This is a genomic window from Falsiroseomonas oryziterrae, from assembly GCF_021864505.1.
In the GTDB taxonomy this organism is placed as follows: domain Bacteria; phylum Pseudomonadota; class Alphaproteobacteria; order Acetobacterales; family Acetobacteraceae; genus Falsiroseomonas; species Falsiroseomonas oryziterrae.
In genome coordinates, this window is record NZ_JAKJIB010000564.1 from 1 (window position 1) to 1403 (window position 1403).

General features: G+C 74.4%; 2 protein-coding genes. Both read left to right on the forward strand.

Annotated features, from left to right (window positions below; all coding sequences use genetic code 11):
• Window positions 1-753 (forward strand): type VI secretion IcmF C-terminal domain-containing protein (locus L2I40_RS23180; protein ID WP_272911010.1); only part of this gene is annotated, 753 nt, incomplete at its 5' end.
• Between the two features lie 151 nt (window positions 754-904).
• Window positions 905-1403, forward strand: a 499-nt coding sequence (tagF, locus tag L2I40_RS23185) for a type VI secretion system-associated protein TagF (RefSeq protein ID WP_237217717.1), incomplete at its 3' end; no start/stop codon positions are given.

The window sequence follows — 1403 nt, forward strand, 5'->3', positions numbered from 1 at the left end:
GTGCGCGCCGCGGCGGCTGCCGCCTGGAATGGCGGTGCGGCCGGCGGTGGCGGTGGCGGTGGCGGTGGTGGTGGCGGCGTGTCGCCGGCGCAGCTCTGCCGTCAGGCGGTGGATGGGCGCTTCCCGTTCACGCCGGGTGCCACCAACGAGATCCCGATGGACGACTTCGCGCGGCTGTTTGCGCCGGGCGGGATGCTCGACACCTTCTTCAACACGCAGATCCGGCCCTTCGTGGACATGTCGGGCCGCGTCTGGCGCCCGCAGGCGGTGGATGGCGTGCCGTCCCCGGTCAGCGCGGAGGCGGTGGCGAACTTCCAGCGTGCCGCGGTGATCCGCGACATCTTCTTCGCGGGTCAGCCGCAGCCGACCTTCCGCTTCGACATCGCGCCGCAGACCATGGATGCCGGCGCGCGGCAGGCCACGCTCGATCTCGACGGCGTGGTGATCACCTACGCGCATGGGCCGACGCGCGCGACCCAGGTGACCTGGCCGGGGCCGAACCGGATGAACAATGTCCGGCTCGTCTTCGACCCGGCGCCGTCGTCGGGCTCGGCGGTGCTGCAGGCGAGCGGGCCGTGGTCGATGATCCGGCTCTTCAACCAGGGCCAGATCCAGGGCGGCGGCGCGGCGGAGCGCTTCACGCTGACCTTCCGCTCCGGCGACCGGTCCATCACCTATGAGATCCGGGCTTCTTCCACGCTGAACCCGCTCGCGAGCACGGTGCTGCGGGAGTTCCGATGCCCGAGTTTGTAAGTGCCCTCAGGCGGCGGGCGCGCGCTTCGCGCGCTTGCCTTGCGCGCCGCAGACACGGCGCGCCGGGCCACGCGGTTGGTCGCGGCGCGGCGGCCGCGGTGCGGCCGCATTCTCGGGTGGTGCGGGGTTTCTGCTGCGGCGGAGCCGTGATGTGAGCGGCGCCGCCCTCGCCGCGCGGATGGGCTTCACCGGGAAGCTGCCGGCGCGCGGCGATTTCGTGGCGCGGGGGCTGCCGCGCGGCTTCACGGAAGCCTGGGACTCCTGGCTGTCCGAGGTGATGCCGGGCAGCCGCGCGATCCTCGGCGAGGGCTGGATGCCGGCCTGGCTCGAGGCGCCGATCTGGCGCTTCGCGATCCCCGCGGGCCAGTGCGGACCCGATGCGGTGGCGGGTGTCATGCTGCCCAGCGTGGATCGCGCGGGGCGCAACTGGCCGCTCACGCTCGCCGCCGTGCTGCCCGGCTTCCCGGGCGCCCCGGTGCCCGATCCGTCCTGGATCGCGGCCGTGGAGGACGCGGGGCTGGCCGGCGTCGTGTCGGACGCTGCGCCGGAGCGGATCGAGGAATTGCTGGCCGCCGCGCCGCCCGGCTTCGCCACGGGCGGCACCGGCGCGCTCTGGTGGACCGACGGCGCGCCGCGCGTCGCCGCCCGGC